Here is a 19,971-nt window from a genome sequence, read left to right on the forward strand (position 1 = left end):
TAAGTAGAGGGCCTTCCTATTACACATCTTCTTTTTTCCAAAGAGGCCTTACATGAACGATCACTGTACGAATGACCGCTAAAATAGGAACTGATATTAATAACCCTACAATCCCTGCCACTTCTCCCCCAACTAATAATGCAAGCATAATAATAACAGGATGCATGCGAAGCGACTTACCAACGATATAAGGGGATAAAATGTTACTTTCTACGAATTGCAAAATAGCAATCGTAATCCCCGCTTTAATGAGTAAACTTGTTGATACCGTTGCTGCAATCATCAACGCTGGAATCGCTCCTAAAATAGGGCCAAAGTATGGGATTATATCTGTTATCCCGATGATGATGCCAAGTAATAATGGATATTTCATACCGATAAACCAAAAAGAAAGAACCGATACTCCTCCTAATACTAAACAAACGAATAACTGTCCTCGAATATAACTTCCAAGTGACTTATCAATTTCTTTCGCCAGCATTTGCCCCGTACTACGCCACTTACTCGGAACTAGTTTCCAAAAGATATGATAAAACTCGCCGTAATCTTTTAATATGTAAAATACAATGAACGGAATTAAGAAAATAATGAGTAACGAATCTAGTACACCACGAGCTGTGCTCATCACTTTATTTAAAAGTGCTTGTATCTTCGTCTCTACTCCGACAAAAATTTGTTTCACCTTTTCATGAATAAATGACGGGAAATTCGCTGTTTGTTCTGTAACACCATCCATCCAAGAATCATACATTTTTGTAAACTGCGGGAATTGTTCATTGATTTCTTGTAATTGCTTAATCACAACCGGCGTTCCTTTATAAATTCCATAACCAATCCCGCCAAAGAAAAGGATGTAAATAAGCAAAATAGCGAGTGTACGCGGCATCCCTTCCTTATGAATTTTTTCAATTAAAGGATGCAATAAATACGCAATGAAACATGCAATAAGAAACGGTGTAATGGCCACTTTACATACAAAAATAATCGGTGCCCATAGCGGCTTAATTTTTAAAAAGACGAGCAAACAAAGAAAGACAAGTAACAATAATCCTAAACGGTATATCCAAATGATTTTAAGATTCTTCACACGAAAAACCTCCTCCACCTTTATTGTGAAAATAAATAGGGTAGGTTATGTGCAAAAGTTTTAAAATCTTTTTGTGCAGACCATACTGTTTTGTAAAGACGCACATATATATACATAACAAGGACAACCACCCCTGAGAACGCGGCATGAAACAATATAATCAGGAGGGCTCATAATGGTTTTATTTATGCTCATATTATCTGCACTTTTTATGATTCTTGAATGGATTTGTATCGGGTTTGGTATTTGGAAAGGCTTCTTTGTTCGTTCCTCACGAAAAGAAAGGGCGAAGCAATTATTTCATTACGGCATGCTTGGCGTTGGATGTTACGGCCTATCTTATCTCTTCTCTGAAATTGGACTTTTATATTTGCATACAAATGCATAAAAAAACTCCCTTGTTGATGAAGGGAGTTTTTTACGCTTATAAATAAGATTTAATCATCTTACGTGCTTTTTTCATATTGCGTTTTGAAAAGACATCTTGTTTGCGAGCATATTGATATGCTGCCGCTCCAACACCTAATGCGATTAATGAATTGCGTAGATTCAAAGTAAATCCCCCTTTTCGTTATCCGATCGTTCTTTCATTCTCATCAAATAAATCATCAAGAGAACTTAACGAACCATCTTCTTCTACTTGATGCGTATGGATTTTCCCCTTTGAAACCGATAATTCGATATAACAATTCCAGCAATAAAATTGGTTGACACCTATTTTCCCAATGTCTTTTCCTTTGCAATTTGGACAAATAAACATATGGCGTTCATCTCCTTACAGTCTCCCGGATTCTATTCGCCATTATTTCCAAACTGCATTCATTTATACATTGCTGGAGCCTTTCAACGTTATACGTTTGAAAGTTTCACTATATAATTTTACCTTTTTACATGAAATCATACGGTGAAATGTTTTCCACGTCCATTTCTTCGCCATTAACCGTTACCATTTGTACTTCTCCTTGTGATTCTTGCAATCGGCTAGCTAAAGTCGTTTGACGCATTGCATCATCAAGGCGATTTACACCAGACTGAAAAGCAGCTTCCTCCCCGCAAATAATAAGGAACTTCTTACTTCTTGTAATACCAGTATAAATTAAATTACGACGTAACATACGATTATAACTTTTTACTATCGGCATAATTACAATCGGAAACTCACTACCTTGCGATTTATGAATGGAACAACAATACGCATGTGTAATTTGATTTAAATCTGGTTTTGTATATGTTACCTCAATTCCATCAAATGAAACGATAATCATATCTTGTTGCTCAACGTTTTCTTTCGCATAAAACACCGAAACAATTTCTCCGATATCACCATTAAAAACTTGACTCTCCGGCTGATTAACGAGTTGCAAGACTTTATCGCCTCTTCGATATACAACATCACCGTAAGCAATTTCTTTACTTTTTTCCCTTTTCGGATTAAACACTTCTTGCAACGCTTCGTTTAGTACATTAATACCGGCCGGTCCACGATACATCGGGGCCAATACTTGTACATCTCTTGCGCTAAAACCTTTTGTCTTCGCATTTTCACAAACCTTCTTAACAACCTCAACAATTTGAGCTCCTGTGCACCCGATAAATGAACGATCTTTTTGATTTTGCGCTAAATCTGGTGGGAGTGTTCCATTTTTTATCGCATGAGCAAGTTGAATTACTGATGAACCTTCCGCTTGACGATAAATTTCAGTAAGCTTTACTGTCGGAACTGCACCTGCATTCAATAAATCTTTCAGCACTTGTCCGGGTCCTACAGATGGTAATTGATCTTCATCGCCTACAACGATAACTTGAATGTTAGTCGGCAATGACTTAAACAGCTGATTTGCAAGCCAAATATCAACCATTGAAAATTCATCAATAATGAGTAATTTCCCTTGTACCGGATCTGTTTCATTACGCTGGAAAGACCCTTCTGGCGTCCATCCAAGTAAACGGTGAATTGTGCAAGCTGGAAGCCCTGTTGATTCACTCATTCGCTTCGCTGCTCTTCCTGTTGGAGCTGTTAATAGTATCGGAAATGGATTATCATCACTATATTCATTCGGATTTAACGATAGCCCGTGAAGTGACGCATACATTTCAACAATTCCTTTAATAACTGTTGTTTTTCCTGTTCCTGGTCCACCTGTCAATAACATCATCGGTTTATGAAGTGCCGTTTGAATTGCTTCTTGCTGAAGCGGCGCATATTGTACGTTCAGTTGTTCTTCAATTTCACCTAATGTTTTTAACACTTCTGCCTCTGGAAATGAAGGTGTTTCTTCTTGATTCATAAGCCTGCGAATGGACTTTACAACACCTTTTTCAGAGTAGAATAACGATGCCAAATACACTCGCTCTTCTTCGATGATGACTTTCCCTTCACTTTGCATCATTTCAATACAGCTTATAATGTCTTCCTCTGTCACTCTTCCTTCTTGATTATTTAAAAGTGACATCGTTTCTCTTACAAGTTGATCTTTTCTCATATAAACGTGACCAAGTTGTAATGACACATTCTCTAACGTATAAAAACATCCCGCACGTACACGATCATCATGATTACCCGATATCCCTAACGCACGTCCGATATCATCCGCTCTTCCAAATCCAATCCCATCCACTTCTTCAATAAGTTGGTACGGGTTATTACGAATTACTTCTAATGTCATCTCTTTATATTGCTGATAAATCTTAATAGAAAGCTTCGTTCCAAAACCGTAACCATTTAAAAAGCTCATTACTTTCTCTAATCCTTGATGTTCAATAATTGTCTCATATATTTCCTGAGCCTTTTGTTTATTAACAACACCATTTAAAGCCTCAGGATCATCCATAATTTTAGAAATAGCATGTTCTCCGAGATGATCTACAATTTTTTCAGCTGTACGCTTTCCTATCCCTTTAAATAAATCACTCGCTAAATATTGCACCATACCGGCTTTTGTTTGCGGCAATTCTTTCTTAAACGTTTCGACCATATATTGTTTTCCATACTTCGGATGGTCTTTAAAATGACCTGTCAACGTAAACACTTCATCTTCATGCATGCGAGGAAAATGACCGTTTATCATTACTTTCTTTTCGTCGTACGTTTCATTCGTTTCAATGACTTTCATACTGACAACGGAATAGAGGTTTTCTTCGTTGTGGAAAATGGTATGAAGAACTTGCGCTTTTATAAACTTTTTCTCTTCCTCAAACAAATCCATTGCATGTTGATTTCCCATCTTTCCTCTCCTTTCCGGTTTCGTTTCACTTTAATGAGCAGTACATCCCCCACCTATTTAGATGAGGGATAACTACTCATTAACTATATTTTCATCTTATTCAGCTTCTTGCTCTAATAAACGAACACCATTACCCGCTAAAAAGTGATCTGGCTGAATTTCAGTTGCTTTCTTAAATAAAGCGAGAGCCTTCTCATTTTTTTCCTCAAATACGTAGGCAACACCTAAATTATAATACGCATCTGCATGCTCTTCATCCATTTCTAATACCTTTTCAAAATAAGGTTTCGCCTCTTGAATATGTTCTAGTCGTGCAAAGCAAAGTCCGCACTGGAACAAAGCTTCTACATCGTTTTCATCTAATTCTGTTGCTCTTTGTAAAAACGGCAGTGCAAGACGATCATTTCCAAGTTGCACATGTGTAATACCTAACATAAACGTTACATCAGCTGATTGTAATCCAGCTTGCATCGCTTGTTCAAATACAGCTTTCGCCTCTGCAAATTGCTCTTGACCGTAATATACGTTTCCTAATCCATAATAAGCAGCCGCAGATTTATCATCTAACTCCAATGCACGTTTATAAAATAAAATTGCTCTCTCACTGTCACCTAGTACATCTAATAAGTTTGCAAAATTAATATATCCAAGCGCATCTTTCGGATTTTCTTCGATTGCTTCTGTGAAATTTTTAGCAGCTTCTTCCCAGTTTCCTTCTTGCATATATTGAATACCTGTTTCAAGTTTGTTTGACATGTCCTTCACCTCTACAACAAATTATAACAAAGAATGTATTTTCCAAGCGAACGAAAATTCGCCTTATGTAAAAGAAACCTCTAACCGCGAATCGGTAGAGGCTTCTCTTTTATCCTAAATAATCCAATTTCTTACCGCTACGGTACACTTCATCAATTGTAGCACCGCCTAAACACTCATCTCCATCATAGAAAACAACTGCTTGTCCTGGTGTAATTGCACGAATTGGCTCGTCACAAAGAATACGAACTGTATTTTCATCAACGATTTGAACCGTTACTTTATTGTCTTCTTGACGATAACGGAATTTCGCTGTGCACTTAAATTCTTTCTCTTTCGCTTTATTACTTACCCAGCCAACATTTGTAGCAATAACTTCGTCGCCATATAGAAGTTCGTTATGGAATCCTTGATCAACATATAAAATGTTTTCTTTCAAGTTTTTCCCAACAGCAAACCACGGATCACCGTTACCACCAATACCAAGGCCATGACGTTGTCCAATTGTGTAGTACATTAAACCGTCATGCTTTCCTTTCACTTCGCCAGATAACGTTTGCATCACACCTGGTTGTGCTGGTAAATAGTTACTTAAGAAATCTTTAAAGTTACGCTCACCAATGAAGCAAATACCAGTACTATCTTTCTTCGCCGCTGTCGCTAAACCAGCTTCTTTCGCCATTTCACGAATTTGTGGTTTCTTCAGTTCACCAAGCGGGAACATTGTTTTTGATAATTGCTCTTGGCTTAATTGATTTAAGAAATACGTTTGGTCTTTATTGTCATCAACGCCGCGAAGCATTTTATATTCGCCGTCCATATAAGCAACGCGTGCATAATGACCTGTCGCTACATAATCAGCACCGAGCGCAATGGCATGCTCTAAAAATGCTTTAAATTTAATTTCTTTATTACACATTACATCTGGGTTTGGTGTACGACCAGCTCGGTATTCATCTAAGAAGTACGTAAATACTTTATCCCAGTATTGTTTTTCAAAGTTTACTGCATAATACGGAATACCAATTTGGTTACACACTTCAATTACATCATTGTAATCTTCTGTTGCTGTGCAGACACCATTCTCATCTGTATCATCCCAGTTTTTCATAAAAATTCCGATTACATCATAACCTTGCTCTTTTAATAAAAGAGCCGCTACAGATGAATCGACGCCACCGGACATCCCGATGACAACGCGTGTTTCGTGAGGTAGTTTGTTCATCATGTCACCTCCCATGCTAATTTTGTGTTAATCGCTTCACGATTTTCACTGTTTCGTACGCCGCTTTCTCAACTTGCTCTTTCGTATTTCCAAGTCCGAAACTAAAACGTACGGATGAACGTATTTGATCGGAGTCTTTTCCGAACATCGCCACTAATACATGTGATGGATCAATCGAACCAGCTGTACAAGCCGAACCACTTGACACTGCAATGCCAGCTAAGTCTAAGTTCACAAGAAACGGTTCAATGTTCATTCCTGTAAAACTAATATTAAGCACATGTGGTAATCGATATTCTAAGTTTCCGTTTACCTCGAAAGTAATGTCTTCATTTTTGAAGACAGATACCATTATATCTTTAAACTCTTCATATTGGGCATTTTTTTGCTCACGAGTTTTTTCAGCTAGCAAAATTGCATGTTGCAACCCAACGATGCTCGGCACATTTTCAGTACCAGCACGGCGTTTTCTTTCTTGCTCCCCGCCTATTAATAACGGTTCAAATTTCACATTTGCACCAGCGTATAAGAACCCGACACCTTTTGGCCCGTTAATTTTATGAGCCGAAATTGATAATAAATCAATACAAAACTCTTTCACATCAATTTCTACTAAACCGTAAGCTTGTACCGCATCTGTATGGAAATAAGCTTGATGCTCTTTTAGCAGCTTACCTATTTCCGCAATTGGTTGCATCGTCCCAACTTCATTATTCCCAAACATAATAGATACAAGAATTGTCTCTTCTGTCAATGCCTTTTGTATGTCAGAAACTTGAACGCGTCCTGTTTCATCAACAGGTAAATATGTCACTTCAAATCCTTCACGCTCTAACAATTCACACGTATGCAAAATTGCATGATGTTCAATTTGTGTCGTTATAATATGGTTACCTTTATGACGGTTCGCACGCGCTACACCGATAAGCGCTAAATTATCAGCTTCCGTACCACCGCTCGTAAATATAATTTCATTCGGATTCGCATGAATGCTACGTGCACATGCGCGTCTCGCCTCATCTACTGCATGGCGCGTTTGACGTCCATAAAAGTGAATACTAGACGGGTTTCCGAATGTTTCTGTCATATATGGAATCATCTTTTCGACCACTTCTGGGTGAGTCGGAGATGTCGCAGCATGATCTAAGTAAATGCGTTCCATTAAATCTCCTTCTTTCCAAATCGTTTCACAAGGAATTAAATGTAAAACATATAGCCCCCGTGATTTTCTTCCTCATAACGTACTAAATCTTCTAATGTTGTACTATCTAACACTTCTTGCACCGCATCACGAACACGCATCCATAATTGGCGTTGTGCTGGTTCTTCTTCTTCTATCATTTCTACAACACTAATCGGACCCTCTAATACACGGATTACATCCCCAGCTGTAATATTAGCCGGCTGATCTGATAATACATATCCGCCATATGCCCCGCGTGTACTCTTTACTAGACGCGCGTTACGAAGTGGTGAAATTAATTGCTCTAAGTAATGCTCAGATAAGTCATGTGCCTGCGCAATTGATTTTAATGAAATCGGACCTTCACCAAACTTTTTTGCAAGATCGATCATAATTGTTAAGCCGTAGCGGCCTTTCGTTGAAATCTTCATCTATTTTGCACCTCTTTTCAAATTTTCACTTCTATTGGTTATATCTTATTTGTAAAAGAACACAATTTAAAATCCTATGAAATTATAGCATAATATAGTATTATAAGAAATTTCAACTTGTGTATCAAAATGATAACATAAAATCACATTGAAAAACTCGGAAATTATTACAATTGAAAGAAAAATGAAAATATTCATATTCATTTTTCCCACAAAACAGCATCCTATTTCAAATTCCACTAAAAAAAATGATACGATAGAAAGAGATTATACATTAAGGGAGACGGTAAAAATGAAACAACCACTCGCACATCGAATGCGCCCTACAAATATTCAAGAAATTATCGGACAACAACATTTAGTTGGTGAAGGAAAAATTTTATGGCGAATGGTCCAAGCAAATCATTTTCAATCTATGATTTTATATGGCCCTCCAGGCACCGGAAAAACATCCATTGCGAGCGCAATTGCAGGAAGTACCGGAACCCCTTTTCGCCTATTAAACGCTGTTACTCATAATAAAAAAGATATGGAAGTTGTCGTACAAGAGGCAAAGATGCATCGACACCTCGTTTTAATTTTAGATGAAGTACTTGTATAACGTTATCTGGTTTTAAATAAAAACTTTATAAAAAATATCAAACAAATCCTTACAAAAAAAGGATTTGTTTTTTTATCCACGAATATATAGAATGGATAAAAATAAATAGTAAATATTTTACACAGAATATAGATTATTAAAATTTTCTTTTGTTTATATAGGGGGAAGAGTGAAATGAGGTTTGAGCATGGCTATACATTTATAGTAAAAGAATATGACAACGTTCATTATATTAATGGAAGAGTAATAAAAGAGAGAGTTGTTGGTATAGGAATAAAGGACAAAAAAACAAATAGAGTATACCCTTCTCCTTTAACTCACTATATAAGAACATACTATAGAGGAACATCTAAATCTTTAAGTTCACAAAGAAATGCAGCATATGAATTGATAAAGTTTTTAAATTATATAAACAAGCAGATAGAAAATGAAGCAACAGAATTTGTGGATTTAAAACAGGAAGGCTTATTTGGATTAAGGCTTATTCATGGATCACAATTTATATCCTATTTATCATTAAAAGCCAGAAATGAAGAATTATCTTCTGATTATATATATAGGATAGAAAGCTACTTAATTAAATTCTATCAATGGCTATCCACTAACCAAATTATTTATGAAAAGATTAATGCAGAAAAAGATTCCCCTTTCAACAATCTAGAGTTAGGGACAATTTATCCTGGCCGAGACGAAAGAGTATCAGAAAAACTAGTGGATTTTGGTGAAAACAGATATGAACTAGTTCAAAGATTTATTAAGATTGCTCAAGACGTTGCACCCGATATAGCATTGGGGATTTGTTTTCAATTCTTTGGAGGTTTACGGACAGGAGAAGTCGTTAATCTAACTAAAGATGCAATCGAATCACCTTATTTTTGGGATGATACAAACTTAGGCGAAAGTAAATTCATTTTAAAAATAAGAGAAAGACACCTAGAATTATTCAAAGACAAAACAAACCTACAGCACGAAGGGGTAAAACGCCCTCGTAACCAAGCTTTATTAACAAACCCCTTACTTTCCCAAATATACAAAGAACATAAACAACATTTAGAAAGATTGAACAATCGGAAAAACATAAAAAATCAAAATGCATTGTTCATCGCCAAAAGAACAGGTGAAGCCATGTCGGGTAAAACTTATACAGAATTATTCAATAAAATCAAAAAGGTATTTTTACAGAGCCTAAGTGACGAAGGACGTGTGGATGATTATTTATTTCTTACCGACAAAAAATGGTCTACTCATATAGGAAGAGGTATTTTCACCAACTTTCTTCTTCAAATCAATGCTACTATTCCAGAAATCGCAATCGCTAGAGGAGATAAAAATTTAAGTTCGGTAATGAGTTATGTAGAAGAGAAAAACGCTCTACAACTAACAAAAGAAGCTATTGATAATATACGACTAGCGGCCGAAACACAGAATGCAGATATTAATAAAAAGAATATAGATACTTTTAATTTAGGGAAGTGAAAAAATGAAACTAGAAGCTACTTCTTATGTAGTTAAAGAACACGTTGCAAAAAAACTGGGTATTACTGCAGACAATGTTGAAAAAGTTGCAAAAGAATACAACATTGAAAAAATAAAAGAAACAGGTTCTGTATACACCTATTTTAAAAAAGAAGATGTATTATTTCTTATTGATAAACAAAATGAATTATGGGAACAAGTGCGCAATGATTACCTTACCACAGAAGAAACAATAAAAATACTCAGCATCGCTCATAAAACATTAGGACAAAAAGGTTTTAAAGAGCACATCCATTCAATATTCGTCCCTCCACTTTTATGTATAATTCGTGATGGACTCCATTTTCGTCAGGGTCGAACATTAATATATTTAAAAAAAGATGTATTATCTTTCAATGAAAAAAGAAAAAGAGAAAAAAATATAGAAAATATCATACATCAATCAGAAGCACCCATTTATGATGTATTACTAACTGCATTACAAGAAGCTGATATTGATTTCAATGATAACGGAAAGGAAACTGAACAATATTGGTTTACCTATGTAAAAAGAAAGAGTTCCAAAAGTAATGCTTCTCGTGCAACAACAAAAAAAGAAATACGCATGCTTTTTAATACCACCACATTACTAACTGAAATGACTAACTTGAAAGAGATTTTCACTTATACAGAAAGAGAATTAAATTTGGCAATATTTAATTCCAACGTAAACAAAACTGTACAAACAGAAATGTATAAGTTTTTAAGACAAGTTTCTGAAACAAGGGAAATTGCGGGTGTATCTACTAGTTATAATTTCAAAAAACTTAACAATGTTTATAAGAAACCAAATCGTATTCAAAATGAAAAAACTATTTATTCCATTGAAGAATATATTAGTTTAATAGATTATACAAAAGATATTGTCCAACATAAAAAACGAGCAATTGAGGATATTCAATTACAAATAAAGAAGGAGAAGCATTCACACCGAGACTCTTCTTGGCTATATGTACTATTACATTTAAATAATGCATGGAGACATTATGATGTAGCATCTTTTCCAAGAATTAATTTGCAACAAACACAAATTGGAAAAATGGAGACATTAGATGCATTGGAATGGATAGAAAAGAATAGTTTAAGTGAACAAGATATTATAACAATCATTAATCAAGTAAGAGCAATGTCATTTGTACATTCGAAAACAAAGAAAAAACGTCATTTCTTTTGTTCACAAGAACTTATGGCGGCCTTCGCACATGCTGCCGTATTATGCGAACTTCGCTGCCAAATTAGTCAGCCATTATCACATACATTAATAGATTTTAATAACCGCACAAAAACGTTTAAAGAAGTACTAAAAAAAGCTTTTTTTGAAGGATATGATAATAATTTTATTTTCAAATCTAAACAAATGAATCGCACATTAATTAGTTACGTTTATAGTGTGATCAAAAAGACAACCAATCGTAATCCTTTGGAAATCACCAAATTTATACGAAGCCATAGCAACGAAGAAACAACGAATATTTATATCGATATTCCCCAAGAGCAACTGGATTTTATAACAAACCAAATCTTTGACTTGGGTCACTTTGGCTATGCATATGATGCGTTAAGTGAATTGATACTGCAAGAACCAATTGATAATAGAGAAGAACGAACCCATACTTCTCTAGCATTAAAAGAGGTTTTTGGTAATGTATATCACATTGAACAAGTGGCTCGCTATTTAAATAGATTAAGCGAGGAACAACAAATCGTTTATAAAGTCATTCGAGGACTTTCACTTGAAGAAAGAAAAGAAATCTATAATTCTATAAAATTAGGGCAACAGCCTGCAAAAAAGGAATATTTTCAGTGCATTTATCAAACCTGTAAATTTCCGAATCGAGATTGTGAAAAATGCCAATTTGCGGTTCCAAATTTTTATGCATTATCACAATTAGAAGAAGAGTTTCAAATGAATTTCAATGAATTCAAAGAAAAGTTTGATTCAACAACTAAACAAGGTGAAAAAATTCGTCTTTCTAATCTTTTATATAATTACCTGTATTTAATAGAAAGTGCTGTGAAAAAATTCGGCAAAGACGAAGTATCTTCTTTCTTTAAAAATGGGTTAGAAGGGTTTAAAAAAGAGTTACTTTCAATTCCTAATCTTAAAGAGTATGTAACTATTCAACGTTGAGGTAGGTGTATAAGCATGTCTGTTATAGAAAGCAAAGCAATTGAAGAATCACTTGAAGAATTCAATGATTTTCATTTCGATGTAGATAATATGATTCAACAAGCAATTGAAATTTTAGGTGAACAAAAGTCGAAAGGATTACTGCTCGAAGGTACTTTCGAAGATGATGAGTGGCGTTTTATATGTGACACTCGTCATTCGAGAGTTTACTTTAATTTTGCAACTTTGAAAGAAAGAATGACATTCTGGAATGTAGATTCTACTCTTATCATTCAAGCTTTAAAATGCTGGGTCGCCACTTTAATTCCTTATCGTTCCTTAGAATCACTTAGCAAATACTATAAATATGTAGAGAATTTCCTTACATTCTCTCATGCGTGTAAGGAAGATTTATTAGAACGAACTAACGAACATCTTCTATACGAGTGTGACGATAGAACAAGGTGGAATCTATGTATTCCTACACTCAATTTCATTGATTTTTATGAAGAAATTGATGTTAAACAAACTTATAAAAAAATGCTTGTAGACATAAAAAAAGACATTAATGTTCAAAAGGTTGGTGGAATGGTTCGAAAGCTTCCTCCTTCAAACGATGTATTAACATTTTCATGGGTAGTTGAAAGCTTTTTTAAAGAACTTCCGAAAGGCAATAAACATTTTTTCAAGTACTATCCAATTTACTTGTGGTGGACATTAAGCAATTTGATTCCAATGCGTCCTGCAGAATTTTGTGATATTGATAGACATGCACTTAGCGAAGAAAATGGACGGTTTTATATACGTTTACCTCGCTTAAAACAGAAAAAAAACCATCATAAAATTCAAATCATTGATAAAATATCTATTCCTCAAAAATTGTATCGAGAAATAGAAGATTACATTACAATGACAAATAAATTTGGTTCATCAATAACATTAATTTCTGATGCATCAATTGAATTAAAAAGACAATATGATCGACCTGAATACTTTAAACAAAGATTTAGATATAACCATCTCCAACTTCTTTTAAATGAATTCTATGAGGAAATTGTAGAAAATATATATGAAGTAGCATATACACATAGAATTCGTCCTGGGGATACACGTCATTTTGCTTTTTTAAATTTAATGCGACAGGGCTACCACCCCATCGAAATCGCTCGCTTGGGTGGGCATACCTCTGTGCAATCACAATACCACTACCAACAGCATATGGAATATTGGGTAGACGTTGAAATTCTGCAATTGATGCAAAAATTCAAATTCCAGCAAGAAATAAATAAAGACGATTCTTCTACCTCCAGTTCACATCATAACTATTTAGATGATGATTTTGTAAGAGAAAAAGTATTAAAAAGTAATGATACAGGTTTCGAAATGGAACTTGACACAGGGTATTGTACAGACCCTAATGTATTTTGCCAAGTAGATAAATGCTATTTCTGTGAGTACTGGAAAATTAGTCAGGAAGAGTTTTTATTAAAAAAACAAAAAATAGAGCTTGAGTTAAGCAATTGTAAAAGTGAAGTCAGTTCACTCATAAAAACATTAAACAATCTTTATGGAATGGCTATAAGTGGGTCGTTTGAAGAGGATTTTTCAGAATTCAACCAGGAATTCAATAGAGATTTACTCATGACTAAAAATCAGTTAGATACAAGTGTGCACAAAATGTTGAACTTTTCTTCAAAGTTAGCAAATACAGTGAAAGGGACGAAATAAAAATATGGAACAAAGACGAGGCAGACCTAAAAAAACATTTCCTACAGAACTCATACAAGATATTATCTATCGTTACACTAAAGAACGAAAGATTACTGGAAAAATAGCGTATATGGATGTATATCGCTATTCCAAAGATTTGTTTGAAAATGGTGAGATTGAATACAACATTGGAGAGTTTTTTTGGCGCAAAGGTGAAGGACGCGACACAATTGACAAAACAAATCAAGTCATGCAACACCACATTCCTAATGAAGTTCAAGAAGATGAGTCAATTATTAACACAAACGATATCGTAAATAAGTTTTTCACAGGAAAAACTTCCGATAAAAATAAAATAATTGGAGCTTTAAAAATGAATGAATTAAAGCTCCAACAATATATTAAAAAGTGCAAGAAGTTGGAGAAAGAATTACTTGAAACAAAATTAGCTTTGGTACAAGCAAAAGAACAAAATAAAGACCTTAAAGATAATATAGAATCCTACCAAGACACCTTATTCCAATGGATGGAATTAAGCATGAACAAAGATATTCCACTAACAAATTTATTAACGGTAGGTAAAACACGAACACCAATCGCTGAAGAATTGTTAAAAAGTATGCTATCAGATAATCCTGTTGAGATTTTTAGTAAAATGAACGAACTCAAGAAAAATACTTCATTACGAGAAGTAAAGCAAAGTGAAGTAGTACCTTTAAATCCTCCAAAACAAAAAGAAGAAAGCATTTTGGATGATTTTGATTTCTAAATAGTTCTCCCCACCTATTCATAAATTGGTGGGGAGAACTATTTTTATTATTAATTTTGTTTTTTTAAATCAGTCAGTCTCTGGTAAATATGACCGAATTTCTTCTCTTCTCCAGCAACTTTTGGCTCATAATATATCGCATTTTTCAATTCATTCGGCAAATACTCTTGTTTCACCCATCCATTTGGATAATTGTGAGGATATAAGTACCCTTGACCATGCCCTAGTTTTTCTGCACCTTGATAATGGGAATCTTTTAGATGTGCAGGTATGTCACCTGTACGTCCTTTTTTCACATCGTCAATTGCTTTGTCCAAAGCTTTATATGCTGAATTTGATTTAGGAGATAAACATAATTCAATTGTTACAACGGATAAAGGTATTCTTCCCTCAGGCAACCCTATTCGCTCTACTGATTCTATTGCAGGTAAAACCCTTGCACAAAGTTCAGGATTGGCTAACCCAATATCTTCATACGCCATAACAAGTAATCTCCTACAAATAGAAACCAAATCTCCCCCTTCTAACAATCTTGCCAAATAGTGAAGGGCTGCATTTACATCACTACCTCTGACGCTTTTTTGAAAGCTGGATAGTAGATTATAAAAAATATCCCCTTTTTTATCATGAGAGAATCCTTTATTTTGAATACATTGTTTCACGGTATCTTTTGTCACAATAATTTTGTTATTTTCATCTTTTTCAGAACCGAATACAATATCTTCTAACAAATTAAGTGCAGAACGCGCATCTCCTGTTGTTTGAGCAATTAACGTTAGTAGCTCATCGGATATAGTAATATTCATTTTCCCTAAACCGTTTCCTTGATCTTCTAACGCCCTTCTTAATAGTTTTAGAATAGAAGACGGAGACAAAGTTTTTAATTGCTTTACTTGTCCAATTCTTGATAAAATCGCACCTCTCACACTATGGTAAGGATTTTCTGTTGTTGCCCCAATTAGAGTAAATACTCCCTCTTCTAATGCCTTGAGTAATGAGTCTTGCTGTGTGCGATTTAACAAATGAATCTCATCTATAAAACAAATCGCATTACGGGTTAATCTTGCTTCTTCGATAACAGCTTCTATTTCTTTTTTTCCAGCACTAATGGCATTTAGTGCATAAAATTCTTTCTTTGCTGTATTTGCGATTGCAAAAGCGAGAGACGTTTTCCCTGTACCTGGCGGCCCATAGAAAAGAAGGGATGGAATATGTCCATTTTGAAGCATACGATATAAGGCTGTTTTGGGACCTATTACATCGTCTTGTCCAACTACTTCATCGATTGTTCTTGGTCTCATTCTATGTGATAAAGGTTCATTGTAAAACATTATATATATCTCCCCTTTAGTTTAAAGAACACTATTAAATAAATTATGTCTTTAATAAATTTATCATAAAGTAGAATGCGTGAAAAATTTATTAAATCCTTATTTAAGGCTAATCAAAGTTAAAAAACGAAAAAGACCTCTTCATATGCTTTTGTTCAAAACATATGAAGAGGACCTTTTTAGTTATTTTTTATGCTAATAACTTGTCCACTTCTTCTTTTGTTATCTTATTGTGTACGCATAAATCTTTAATTACTTTTAATGCCCATTTTTTCCTTTGTTCTTCTTGGCTTTCAGCCCACTTGGCTAATCCTTTTTCTGCTACATAAAGATCAATTAACTTCGGAAAAGTTATACCATAAATAGCTCCTATAAAAAATGGTCTATCATCATCTATACCAATCATTTCTTCCTTTTCATTCGTATATAATGACCGATCAACATCTAATATACACTGACCTTCTGAATTAAAACGGAAAATCAATGTTAAAGAACCTATTTTAAATTTTACACCCATTAAATAAACGTCATTATTACAACCTAAACCCGACAAGGCGGTCAAAGACTCCGTTAATAAATCTGACCCCTCGTTACTGCTGTCATAAGAACTTCGATCTCCCAATAAAGAAAGTGCAGAAACATCCACAAGTTGCATGTTTACATCATTTTGTGAGTTTGTGTCGGTAAATTTAGCAAGAACAGATTCTTTTTTACCTAAAAGCCAATAAAAAAATTGACTACCAAAAGAAAATGGAAGAACCTTCTTATAAGTTATTTTCCCCCACGCCTCTATTTTATTACCTCGCTTTTGCCCCATTAGTACCGATCTAATACGACTCTCATTTGAAGCAGCGACTTCAAGTGTACAATATATACTACCAAACATCTCAAAGAATACTACTTTTGCTATATGATTGAATATACGATGGTTTCGCGGTAATACTTCACCATTTACAATAGAACGTTTTTCACCGTAACCAGTTTCAAAGATTGCGGTAACTTCTATATAGCGAAAAGCCTGTCCAAAAACATTTTTAGATTTTATTTGTATATCCGTTCCGCTACTCGGAATCCATTTATGTGTATACGTTTTCTCTTCTCTTGAAAGATGTTTGTATTTTTGTAAAAAATCAATCTCCTGCGAATAGTCTTTCTTCAATAATGGAATAATAGCTTCTAAGTTTGTTAATAAATTATCCATTTTCCAAACGGAGATGCGTGTAAATTTATCCGACATATACTCTGTTACCCCCTAAACACTTTTACCTCGTGAGTTTCAGTTTCATATTTTAATAACCTATTACATACAAAACGGTATAACCACTGTGGAGATCTTCCACTATTCTTTTTGATCTGAATAATAGGTTCTATCGTGTAAGTAGAAGCAGGTGGAAGTGTAATTTCTGAATGGTTTAAAACAAAAAACTCGTATTTTTTCATAATAGAAAAATCTTTTTTTCTTCTTGAAAGTTGGACAAAAATATCTCTTATAAATAAATCAAATCCTTTGTCTTCATTCATTTCAATTTCGTTTATTAACACATCATCATTAGCTTGCACATATATATCAGAAGGAGCTGCTTGTACACATACATACACATCATTATGTTTTAATACCCACTTCATCAATCTCCACCAAATACTTCCTCTTCTTTCTATGCTTACAGAAATCGAAATGGTTCTGCGATGTTGTGGCGTCTTGAGTTCTTCATCCTCAATGTCTATTACGGTACTTTTATCTTCTGTTCTCTTATTACTAAGAGCAATTTTCATAAAAAGAGGACGGAAGAAAAAGAAATTCCGCCAATAAGCCCAACCAATAAATACACCGATACCGTAATAACTAAATCGCGAAATTTATTCCCTAACCATTGGTCGAATCCTAAAAAGTAATAAAAAAAGACTAACACAATTGCTTGAACGACCTGTGTGATAAAAAATTTCTTCATGTATTTTATGCTCTCCTCTTACAGCAATGTCTTTTTAAGCCCTGTAATTAAAGCAATTGGAGAATTTATCAATAGGTCCTGCAATTCGTTCAAATTAGCATCAATTTCTGCAACTCCAAACTTTGTCACCCTAAATTCTCTACCTTGATATACAAATATTAAAGCTTTGATATCTGATCCTTCTTCTCGTATATCAGCAATAATATTAGAAACCTCTTTATAATCTCTTTGCTTTATTGCTTCTTTTAACTCTGCATTTAATTCATCGTCTATATATGCATCAAATTCAATAGAAATAATTCGAATGTTAAACTTATCAGAAGAACGAATTGTGTAATCATACAAGTTTTGTTGAATTTCAAACGGTCTCAATTTATATTTTTCAACTTTTTGTTTTTTTGTAAGCGCATATGGATCGTCGCTCTCGATGATAGCTACTAGCGGAGAATGCGATAAACGAAATATATTCTCATCTTCTATCACTTTATTCTTATCAATTAAGCGATACATATATAAAACGAAAGTTTTCATTCTCATCATCCCCCTTCCATAAACAGCTCTCATTTATATTTTAACTAAAATTTTACATCCTGTCACGAAATGTCATATTTTATCATCATAAATTTTGATAAAAATATACTTTTAATACTTTTATACTAACATCTTGTTCTTAATTATATGTATTTAAACGTAATATTTATTTGTTTCTATGAAAAAACATTTAACACTCCCAAAATTTTCACTATCTTCAGAATTATATGCTCTTAAAATCAGTAAATATGTTAGCATAAATATTATTATCACATTTTTAAATTGTAGGGGGAGCAATACAACGTCATAATTTAATGCTTACTGATACTGGATTAAGCAAAATAATCGAAAGTATTGAAGGGGAATTTACAAATAAACACTATTCTATTTCTGCTTTTTGGAATGAATATATGGCAGCAAAACAGTTTTTTTCTAATCGTTTTATAACTCTTATTGAAGTATATTAGAAATTACAGATACACTCTTCATTGGTCACTTTTAATTTCCCCTTGTGCCCCGTAGGTTATTTGTATTTCGCCCAACTCCTATTGGTCGAAATGGTTCGCTAACTCCTTCTAAAACCCCTATTTTTAACTCACTTTTAAGTACAAATACACATATACTATTATTGGACTGGGCATCCTGTATTTTGTTAGGATACTCTTTATTGGTAACACATATAATGTGTACTGTGGAGGTCCTGCATTAACACTGGGACACTTTTTACTGGTAACGCATATACTGTTACTGGGTTGGTCGTCCTGCATGACTAGGAGGGACTTTTTATGTCTCTTAATGAAGAGGACAATTTTCTAGAAGAAGACGAGGATGAAGGAATTGAATTAAAAACAATCCCAATTGCAGAGTATGTAAAACTACGACGCGAACAACGAAAACAAGAACAACAAGTATTTGAAGACAAACTAAAAGTCCTCAAAGAAAAAACAGCTAGATTAAAAAAAGAACTAGGATACTAATATTAAAATGCCTCCGAATAATTTAATTCGAAGGCATTTTTTCTTTTTATAAATTAATATTTTTTTCCATTGCCATAACATCAACAAATTCTCCGTCTAACTTACCTTGATTTTCAAAAACACCTACTTCACGATAACCCATAGAACGATATAAACTTTGTCCTAATGCATTAAAAGGAAATGTAAACAAAACAATTTTATAAAATGTATTTTGTACAGCAACCTCTTCAATCTTTTGTAATAGCCGTTTTCCTATCCCTTTTCCTCGTTGCTCTCGGTCAATATAAATAGATAAATCAGCAACACCGTTATACGCACAACGATGAGAATAGGGATTTAAAGACACCCACCCTACGATTTGTCCTTCCATTTCCGCCACTAATACCGCATATCGTTCTCCACGATTTACAAACCACTCTTCCATATCATGAATGGTCTTTTCATTTTCTTCTAATGTAGCAATTCGATCTTTTATTCCTTGGTTATAAATGCGTGTGATTGCTTCAATATCAGCACTTTGACACTTCCTTATCTCCATGTTCATACCCCTTTTTCAAATTTATAAGAAAATT

The 19,971-nt window shown here is 34.1% G+C and carries 20 protein-coding genes and 1 pseudogene; 7 read left to right on the forward strand and 14 right to left on the reverse strand.

What is annotated here, in order from left to right; all coding sequences use genetic code 11:
* Positions 1–19: 19 nt before the first annotated feature.
* A complete protein-coding gene (locus tag ACTT1L_RS08470) occupies positions 20–1,087 on the reverse strand; it encodes an AI-2E family transporter (RefSeq protein WP_000793117.1) in 1,068 nt (355 codons plus the stop codon).
* 175 nt (positions 1,088–1,262) lie between these two features.
* Between ACTT1L_RS08470 and ACTT1L_RS08475 the strand changes: the two genes are divergently transcribed.
* Positions 1,263–1,475, forward strand: a complete 213-nt coding sequence (locus ACTT1L_RS08475) for a hypothetical protein (protein WP_000242547.1) — start codon at positions 1,263–1,265, stop codon at positions 1,473–1,475.
* Between the two features lie 36 nt (positions 1,476–1,511).
* On the opposite strand, the gene ACTT1L_RS08480 is transcribed toward ACTT1L_RS08475, so the two are convergent.
* The 7 genes from ACTT1L_RS08480 to cymR all read right to left on the reverse strand — a co-directional run bounded on the left by ACTT1L_RS08480 (position 1,512) and on the right by cymR (position 7,906).
* Positions 1,512–1,640 (reverse strand): YrzQ family protein, encoded by a 129-nt coding sequence (locus ACTT1L_RS08480; RefSeq protein WP_001053553.1) that lies wholly within the window; start codon positions 1,638–1,640, stop codon positions 1,512–1,514.
* An 18-nt stretch (positions 1,641–1,658) separates the two neighbouring features.
* Complete coding sequence (locus ACTT1L_RS08485; RefSeq protein ID WP_000469281.1) at positions 1,659–1,847, reverse strand: hypothetical protein; 189 nt, start codon at positions 1,845–1,847, stop codon at positions 1,659–1,661.
* Between the two features lie 127 nt (positions 1,848–1,974).
* Positions 1,975–4,311, reverse strand: a complete 2,337-nt coding sequence (recD2, locus tag ACTT1L_RS08490) for an SF1B family DNA helicase RecD2 (RefSeq protein ID WP_442821867.1) — start codon at positions 4,309–4,311, stop codon at positions 1,975–1,977.
* Between the two features lie 96 nt (positions 4,312–4,407).
* Positions 4,408–5,067: a tetratricopeptide repeat protein gene (locus ACTT1L_RS08495; RefSeq protein ID WP_000066391.1), complete on the reverse strand. Its 660-nt coding sequence runs from the start codon at positions 5,065–5,067 to the stop codon at positions 4,408–4,410.
* A 109-nt stretch (positions 5,068–5,176) separates the two neighbouring features.
* Complete coding sequence (gene mnmA, locus ACTT1L_RS08500; protein WP_001038008.1) at positions 5,177–6,292, reverse strand: tRNA 2-thiouridine(34) synthase MnmA; 1,116 nt, start codon at positions 6,290–6,292, stop codon at positions 5,177–5,179.
* 16 nt (positions 6,293–6,308) lie between these two features.
* Entirely contained in the window at positions 6,309–7,454 is a 1,146-nt protein-coding gene (locus tag ACTT1L_RS08505) for a cysteine desulfurase family protein (RefSeq protein WP_000439903.1), read from the reverse strand.
* A 35-nt stretch (positions 7,455–7,489) separates the two neighbouring features.
* On the reverse strand, positions 7,490–7,906 hold the full coding sequence (cymR, locus tag ACTT1L_RS08510) for a cysteine metabolism transcriptional regulator CymR (RefSeq protein WP_000704116.1): 417 nt from the start codon (positions 7,904–7,906) through the stop codon (positions 7,490–7,492).
* A gap of 292 nt (positions 7,907–8,198) precedes the next feature.
* Between cymR and ACTT1L_RS08515 the strand changes: the two are divergent.
* The 5 genes and pseudogenes from ACTT1L_RS08515 to ACTT1L_RS08535 all read left to right on the forward strand — a co-directional run.
* Positions 8,199–8,498, forward strand: a pseudogene (locus ACTT1L_RS08515) (AAA family ATPase); the annotation flags it as partial.
* A 183-nt stretch (positions 8,499–8,681) separates the two neighbouring features.
* Positions 8,682–9,983, forward strand: a complete 1,302-nt coding sequence (locus ACTT1L_RS08520; RefSeq protein WP_229163700.1) for a hypothetical protein — start codon at positions 8,682–8,684, stop codon at positions 9,981–9,983.
* Between the two features lie 4 nt (positions 9,984–9,987).
* Entirely contained in the window at positions 9,988–12,153 is a 2,166-nt protein-coding gene (locus ACTT1L_RS08525; protein ID WP_229163701.1) for a hypothetical protein, read from the forward strand.
* 15 nt (positions 12,154–12,168) lie between these two features.
* A complete protein-coding gene (locus ACTT1L_RS08530; RefSeq protein WP_229163702.1) occupies positions 12,169–13,860 on the forward strand; it encodes a site-specific integrase in 1,692 nt (563 codons plus the stop codon).
* Between the two features lie 4 nt (positions 13,861–13,864).
* Positions 13,865–14,611: a hypothetical protein gene (locus tag ACTT1L_RS08535; protein WP_229163703.1), complete on the forward strand. Its 747-nt coding sequence runs from the start codon at positions 13,865–13,867 to the stop codon at positions 14,609–14,611.
* 50 nt (positions 14,612–14,661) lie between these two features.
* Here ACTT1L_RS08535 and ACTT1L_RS08540 read toward each other — a convergent pair whose 3' ends face one another.
* The 5 genes from ACTT1L_RS08540 to ACTT1L_RS08560 all read right to left on the reverse strand — a co-directional run bounded on the left by ACTT1L_RS08540 (position 14,662) and on the right by ACTT1L_RS08560 (position 18,422).
* Positions 14,662–15,942, reverse strand: a complete 1,281-nt coding sequence (locus ACTT1L_RS08540; protein ID WP_229163704.1) for a replication-associated recombination protein A — start codon at positions 15,940–15,942, stop codon at positions 14,662–14,664.
* Positions 15,943–16,132: 190 nt separating this feature from the next.
* Complete coding sequence (locus tag ACTT1L_RS08545; RefSeq protein ID WP_229163705.1) at positions 16,133–17,179, reverse strand: hypothetical protein; 1,047 nt, start codon at positions 17,177–17,179, stop codon at positions 16,133–16,135.
* A gap of 8 nt (positions 17,180–17,187) precedes the next feature.
* Positions 17,188–17,568 (reverse strand): hypothetical protein, encoded by a 381-nt coding sequence (locus tag ACTT1L_RS08550; RefSeq protein WP_442821868.1) that lies wholly within the window; start codon positions 17,566–17,568, stop codon positions 17,188–17,190.
* Positions 17,569–17,711: 143 nt separating this feature from the next.
* On the reverse strand, positions 17,712–17,891 hold the full coding sequence (locus tag ACTT1L_RS08555; RefSeq protein WP_442821869.1) for a hypothetical protein: 180 nt from the start codon (positions 17,889–17,891) through the stop codon (positions 17,712–17,714).
* 18 nt (positions 17,892–17,909) lie between these two features.
* The gene (locus tag ACTT1L_RS08560; RefSeq protein WP_000847608.1) at positions 17,910–18,422 is read right to left on the reverse strand and encodes a hypothetical protein; all 513 of its coding nucleotides are present in this window, start codon (positions 18,420–18,422) and stop codon (positions 17,910–17,912) included.
* Between the two features lie 785 nt (positions 18,423–19,207).
* On the opposite strand from ACTT1L_RS08560, the gene ACTT1L_RS08565 reads away from it, so the two are divergent.
* Entirely contained in the window at positions 19,208–19,399 is a 192-nt protein-coding gene (locus ACTT1L_RS08565) for a hypothetical protein (protein ID WP_073515859.1), read from the forward strand.
* A gap of 46 nt (positions 19,400–19,445) precedes the next feature.
* Here ACTT1L_RS08565 and ACTT1L_RS08570 read toward each other — a convergent pair whose 3' ends face one another.
* On the reverse strand, positions 19,446–19,937 hold the full coding sequence (locus ACTT1L_RS08570) for an arsinothricin resistance N-acetyltransferase ArsN1 family A (protein ID WP_229163706.1): 492 nt from the start codon (positions 19,935–19,937) through the stop codon (positions 19,446–19,448).
* Positions 19,938–19,971 lie beyond the last annotated feature (34 nt).

Source organism: Bacillus sp. FH (genome assembly GCF_052216825.1).
Lineage (GTDB): Bacteria > Bacillota > Bacilli > Bacillales > Bacillaceae_G > Bacillus_A > Bacillus_A paranthracis.